This is a genomic window from Frankia sp. AgPm24 (genome assembly GCF_023243055.1).
Classification (GTDB): domain Bacteria; phylum Actinomycetota; class Actinomycetes; order Frankiales; family Frankiaceae; genus Frankia; species Frankia umida.
The window spans coordinates 1-5,425 of sequence record NZ_JALKFW010000167.1 but is presented as its reverse complement, the minus strand read 5'-3'; the positions used below and the strand labels follow the sequence as shown (position 1 = coordinate 5,425).

At 71.1% G+C, this 5,425-nt stretch carries 6 protein-coding genes and 1 tRNA gene; 4 read left to right on the top strand and 3 right to left on the bottom strand.

Annotated elements, in window-relative coordinates; all coding sequences use genetic code 11:
- Complete coding sequence (locus tag MXD61_RS28800) at window positions 1-147, top strand: tetratricopeptide repeat protein (RefSeq protein ID WP_374628751.1); 147 nt, start codon at window positions 1-3, stop codon at window positions 145-147.
- A gap of 94 nt (window positions 148-241) precedes the next feature.
- On the opposite strand, the gene MXD61_RS10240 is transcribed toward MXD61_RS28800, so the two are convergent.
- The 3 genes from MXD61_RS10240 to MXD61_RS10230 all read right to left on the bottom strand — a co-directional run bounded on the left by MXD61_RS10240 (window position 242) and on the right by MXD61_RS10230 (window position 1,811).
- Window positions 242-328: transfer RNA gene (locus MXD61_RS10240), tRNA-Ser, on the bottom strand.
- Between the two features lie 492 nt (window positions 329-820).
- Complete coding sequence (tadA, locus tag MXD61_RS10235) at window positions 821-1,321, bottom strand: tRNA adenosine(34) deaminase TadA (RefSeq protein WP_308222720.1); 501 nt, start codon at window positions 1,319-1,321, stop codon at window positions 821-823.
- Window positions 1,314-1,811: a tRNA adenosine deaminase-associated protein gene (locus MXD61_RS10230; protein WP_248812600.1), complete on the bottom strand. Its 498-nt coding sequence runs from the start codon at window positions 1,809-1,811 to the stop codon at window positions 1,314-1,316. The genes tadA and MXD61_RS10230 overlap by 8 nt, the downstream gene beginning before the upstream one ends.
- A gap of 558 nt (window positions 1,812-2,369) precedes the next feature.
- On the opposite strand from MXD61_RS10230, the gene MXD61_RS10225 reads away from it, so the two are divergent.
- The 3 genes from MXD61_RS10225 to MXD61_RS10215 all read left to right on the top strand — a co-directional run bounded on the left by MXD61_RS10225 (window position 2,370) and on the right by MXD61_RS10215 (window position 5,199).
- Window positions 2,370-3,620, top strand: coding sequence for a Mur ligase family protein (locus tag MXD61_RS10225; protein ID WP_248812599.1), 1,251 nt, complete (start codon window positions 2,370-2,372; stop codon window positions 3,618-3,620).
- A complete protein-coding gene (locus MXD61_RS10220) occupies window positions 3,617-4,456 on the top strand; it encodes a type 1 glutamine amidotransferase (RefSeq protein ID WP_248812598.1) in 840 nt (279 codons plus the stop codon). The genes MXD61_RS10225 and MXD61_RS10220 overlap by 4 nt, the downstream gene beginning before the upstream one ends.
- 92 nt (window positions 4,457-4,548) lie before the next feature.
- Window positions 4,549-5,199: a PHB depolymerase family esterase gene (locus tag MXD61_RS10215; protein WP_248812597.1), complete on the top strand. Its 651-nt coding sequence runs from the start codon at window positions 4,549-4,551 to the stop codon at window positions 5,197-5,199.
- Window positions 5,200-5,425 lie beyond the last annotated feature (226 nt).

The window sequence follows — 5,425 nt, the reverse complement described above, 5'->3', positions numbered from 1 at the left end:
TTGCGTGATCTTGGTCGGGTGGGGGAGGCGTTGCGGCTGTTCGAGCGGGCGTTGGCGATCGGCGAGGCGGTGTACGGTCCGGACCATCCCACCGTGCGAAAGATCCGTAGGAATCTTGAAGCGGCGCGCGCCGAGCTCGACAAATGATTTTGGTTGGGGTGCCACGTCCGTCGCTAGAAATGGATCAGGCCCGAACCCCCGGGGGTTCGGGCCTGTGCCTATGTCTTGCGAGACGACAGTGCGGTGGAGGTGGGATTTGAACCCACGGAGGGGTTGCCCCCTCACACGCTTTCGAGGCGTGCGCCCTCGGCCACTAGGCGACTCCACCGTAGGTGAGCCTACCGGACGCGCCGGGCATGTGGTTCGCCGGGCCCGGGCGGGACGCCGTCAGGCCTCCTCCGTATCCGGGCCCGCATCCGCCGCCGTGCTCGTGGCTCGGCCCCGGTTCGGAGGCTGCCGGGTACCCGCTTGGCGGTGATGGCAACGGTATGTAACGAAAAACGGGGTGGTGCGTGGGGGTCGTGGGCTAAGGGGGTCGTCGTGGGGGTGTTCATGTCCGTTTTGCCCCCCACGGCGACCCGCGTAGGCGGATCTTGCTTGGATTGTGGCTGCGGGGGGTAGCGGCTGGTGGGTTGCGAGATCTCTGGTCGTGTGCGTTATGTACGGATTGTGATGTTCTTGATGCGGTGGGTTCGGGTTGCGGACGTATGGCTGCCATTTGGCGCGTTGCTCCGCGGACGTGGTGCCTCGGTCCGATGGAAATCGGGCTCAGCGGCCGGCGATCGGGAACCGATCATGAAAGTCGGTCTGATCCGCGAGATCACCTGGGGGTGGGGGTGCGGGTGGGGCGGGTGCCGGTGGTGCGGCGGGTGGTGAAGAAGGTGGTGAGGAGGGCGGTGCATTCGGGGGCGCGGATGGCGGGGATGACTTCGGGGCGGTGGTTGAGGCGGCGGTCGCGGACGACGTCCCAGAGGGAGCCGACGGCGCCGGCCTTGTCGTCCACGGCGCCGTAGACGAGGCGGGCGATGCGGGCGAGGACCAGGGCGCCGGCGCACATGGTGCAGGGCTCGAGGGTGACGACGAGGGTGGTGCCGGTCAGGCGCCAGGAGCCCAGGGCCTGGGCGGCGGCGCGTAGGGCGATGACCTCGGCGTGGGCGGTGGGGTCGCCGTCGCGCTCGCGGGTGTTGTAGCCGGTGCCGATCACCGTGCCATCGGCGGCGAGGACGACCGCGCCGACCGGGACGTCGCCGGAGGCCAGAGCGAGACGCGCCTGGTCCAGCGCCAGGCCCATCGCCGCCTCGTGACCGAACGAGTCAGCCACGGGCGTCGTCGAAGATCTCCCCGGCGCCGGCGCGTTCGCTCAGGGCGCTGATCAGGTCGGCGGGGAGCATGCCTTCCTCGCCGATGAGTTCGAGCAGGTCCTCCTCGGAGGTGCCCAGGTCGGCGAGGAGGTCCAGGTCGCCGACGGGGGAGGCCTGGAGCAGGGCGGCGGAGTCGTCGTCGTCCTCGTCGTCCTCGGTGGACAGGCCGGCCATGGAGGGCAGCGCGTCGGAGAAGAGACGGTCGGCGAGATCGGAGCTGACCAGGGCGCGGCGGTCGGAGAGGAAGACCGACGGGTCCAGCTGCTTGTCGCCCAGGCGGACGATCGCGAGGTACTCGTCGTCCTCCTCGAGGAAGGCGACGACGGAGGCGTCACCGAGGTCGCGCATGGCGTCGGTGAGGGCGTCGAGGTCGTCGAGGTCCGCGGGGTCGAGGTCGTGCACGGACCAGTGGCCGTGCTCCCGAGCGATCGCGATTGCCTTCGTGGTCACGGTGTGCCCTCACGTCCCTTCTGCGACCGGTCGGTGCTCGACCGGCCCGAACTCCCACCCGACGGAAAGACCCGCAGGTCCTACGGCCGGCTGGTCCGGTGACCGGCTGGCCCGCTGGTCTGGTGGACCGGTCACTGGGCCGGTGCCCCGAAGCGCCGATCGGCGAACCTCGAAGTTCCCGGGCACCCGCGACAGCGAGCTCCAGATCGTCAAACCGCAGGTCAGCATGGCCGCCGGTAGTTGACCGACTTGTCCCACCATGCACTACCTGTGATTCTCACTCCAGAAGCCGGATCCCGGTGGCCCGGTTCACCCCAATGGGTGAGTTCTACCGTGCCGGTCGGGTGAGAGCTACACCAAGGTCCCATGGGCGCATCCGGGTAGTCCGCGCGTAACGGACCGAACAAGTCCGTCCGTGTGGGGTGGGGTGTCGAACGGCGGCTTACGGTAGCCGCTCGCAGTGTGCGCACAGCGCACAGTGGATGCTGGGGAGATACCGGAACGGATCCGGGGGCGGCGTCCGGTGCCGGCCGCCGCCGTGGCACTGTAGAAAGCGCGATGACGACATCATTTCCGCGTAGGTTCACCGCCCGGACGCAGGCCGCCCTTGCCCTGGAGCGGCTCGCCGCCGAGGCGTCCCGTCGGCTTGGCCGTGGTTCCGGGGAGATGATCGGCGGGAAACTGGCCCTTCGGGTGTCCCCGGGGGCCCTCGCCGAGGTCGGCTCCCAGCGTCCCACCGCCTGCGTGTCGGGCACGAACGGCAAGACGACGACGACCCGGCTGCTCGCGCGGGCGCTGGGCACCCTGGGGCCGGTCAAGTCGAACAGCGGCGGGGCGAACATGGCCCCGGGGGTGCTCGCCGCCCTGTCGAAGCCGCCGTTCGACGCGGCGGCGGCCCTCGAGGTCGACGAGATCTGGCTGCCGAAGGTCACCCGGGAGATCGGGCCGCGGGTCGTGCTGCTGCTCAACATCAGCCGCGACCAGCTGGACCGGTCCAACGAGACCCGGCGGATCGCCGCGATGTGGCGTGAGCTCGGCGCCGAACTGCCCGACACGACCGTCGTCGCCAATGTGGACGATCCTCTCGTCGCATGGGCGGCGGCCGGCTGGTCACGGCAGGTGTGGGTGTCGGCGGGGCAGAACTGGACGGCGGACGCGATGGTCTGCCCGCAGTGCGCCCGGCTGCTGCACCGCAACGCCAACGGCTGGTGGTCCGAATGCGGGCTGGCCCGGCCGGAGCCGATCGTCTCGGTGATCGGGCCGCGGGAGCTGCGCTGGTACGGCCGCACCGTCCCCGCCCGCCTCGACCTGCCCGGACGGGTGAACCTCGGCAACGCGGCGATGGCCGCCGCCGCCGCCCGCGAGTTCGGCGTGGAGGTCGAGGCGGCGCTGGCCGCGATGACCGGCCTGGGTGACGTCCAGGGCCGCTATCAGGAGGTCTTCCTCGGCGAACAGGGCCGGCGCGGGCGGCTGCTGCTCGCGAAGAACCCCGCCGGCTGGGTGGAGATGATGGAACTGCTCGCCGACGCCCCGCCGCGTCCCGTCGTCATCGACTTCAACTCGCAGACCGCCGACGGCCGTGACCCCTCGTGGATCTGGGACGTCCCGCTCGAACGGCTCGCCGGCCGGCAGGTGCTCGTCACCGGGGAGCGCAAGGAGGACATGAGCGTGCGCCTGGCCTACGCGGAGGTGCCGCACAGCGTGCACCGCAGCGCCGAGGACGCAGCCCAGGCGGCCAACGAGAAGGTCGTCGACGTGGTCGCCAACTACACCGCCTTCCGCGACCTGCTCGTGCGGTGCACCCGATGAGCCGCCGCGGCGTCTCGACGACCCGGATCGCGCTGATCTACCCGGAGCTGCTCGGCACCTACGGCGACGGTGGTAACGCGATCGTGCTGGAACGGCGGCTGCGCTGGCGTGGCCTGCCGGTCGAGCGGGTCGACGTCCCCGCCGGTTCGCCGGTGCCCGAAGGGTGCGACATCTACCTGCTCGGCGGCGGTGAGGACGCCCCGCAGGTGCTCGCGGCCGACGGTATTCGGCAGAACCGGGCGATCCCCCGGGCGGTGCACGCCGGTGCGGCGGTGCTCGCGGTCTGCGCCGGCTACCAGGTGATCGGTCAGAGCTTCCCGTCCGGCGGGGAGATCCACGAGGGGCTGGGTCTGGTCGGGATCGAGACCCGCCGTTCCTTCGCCGGTCCGGACGCCCCCCCGCCGGGGCGCGCCGTCGGCGACATCGTCGTCGAACCCGACCCCCGCCTCGGCCTGCCCACCCTCTTCGGCTACGAGAACCACGCCGGACGGACCAGGCGCCTGCCCGGCTGCCAGGGATTCCCCCTCGGGACGGTCCGCCGCGGCATCGGCGACGGCTCCGGCGGTGCTGGTGCCGCCGGAGCTGCCGGTGGTGGCGCGGGCGGGCGTGCCGGTGGGACGGCTGGGCCGGATGACGGCTCGTCCTCGGCGGGGACCGACGGGATCGTGGACGGACGGGTGCTGGGCACCTACCTGCACGGGCCGGTGCTGGCGCAGAACCCGGCGCTGGCGGACCTGCTGCTCACCTGGGTGCATGGCACGCTGCCGCCGCTGTCCGGACCGCCGGAAACCGTTGCACTGCGGGAGGCCCGGCACCGCGCGCTCACCGCCGGCTGACCGCCCAACGGCACCTTCGTGGTGGTCGGGCCACGGTTGTCCGATCACACGTTTGCGGGGTTTCGACTGGGGCGGTGTGGTTCCGTGGGACCGTGGCAGCCAATCCCCTTGCCGGCTGGTGGGGCAAGAACAAACGAACCGGGTACATCGTCGCGGCGGTCGTCGTCGTGCTCTGGGTCTTCATCCAGCATGACAGCGGTCCGAAGACCAAGCGGGACGCGATACCGAAGGGCTACGGTTCGTCCGGCCGGGAGCTGTATGTGCACGCTCCCGGCAGCCCCAGGAAGCCGATTCCGCTCGTGCTGATCCTTCACGACGACAACACCTCGGCCAGGACCTTCGACCATGACAGCAAGGCCGGCTCCGTGGCCAACGAGAAGACCTTCGCCGTCGCCTACCCCGAAGCCGTCGGCGGTACCTGGCGTATCGACGGCCCCGACGGCCCCGACGCCCGCTACATCCGGGACGTCATCGACTACGTGTCGACGAAGAAGAGCAAGATCGATCCGAATCGGATCTACATCTGGGGCGTCGGTGAAGGCGCCCGGCTGGCCCTCACCGCCGTCTGCTCGGCCGGCACCCCCGCCTTCGCCGTCGTGGGCGTCGTGGGCCAGTTCACCCAGGAGCCCCAGTCGCCCTGTGCCGGCCGCGTCCCCGTCGAACGCGTCGCTGAGACGGACTGGGACAAGAAGGTCAGTGAGACCCTCTGGAAGGCATCCTCAGGCCACCGCCTGCCCGCCTGACCGCCTTCCCCGTCCCCGGCCTTCCCGTCCCCGGCCTTCCCGTCCCCGGCCTTCCCGTCCCGGCCTGTCCGTCCGCCCCGTCAGACGTGGGCTGGCGGATGAAGAGAACTGTCGGACGAGGCCCGGCGCAGGGGAAAGGCCGGACGCGGGTCGGCGCAGGAGAGAAGGCCGGACGTGGGCCGGTGGGGATGGGAGGCCCGCCGACGCCGCCGGGAGGGGGTAGCGG

Coding starts and splice junctions, on each gene's coding strand:
- MXD61_RS10225 (WP_248812599.1), top strand. CDS start 2,370: ATGACGACATCATTTCCGCGTAGGTTCACCGCCCGGACGCAGGCCGCC.
- MXD61_RS10220 (WP_248812598.1), top strand. CDS start 3,617: ATGAGCCGCCGCGGCGTCTCGACGACCCGGATCGCGCTGATCTACCCG.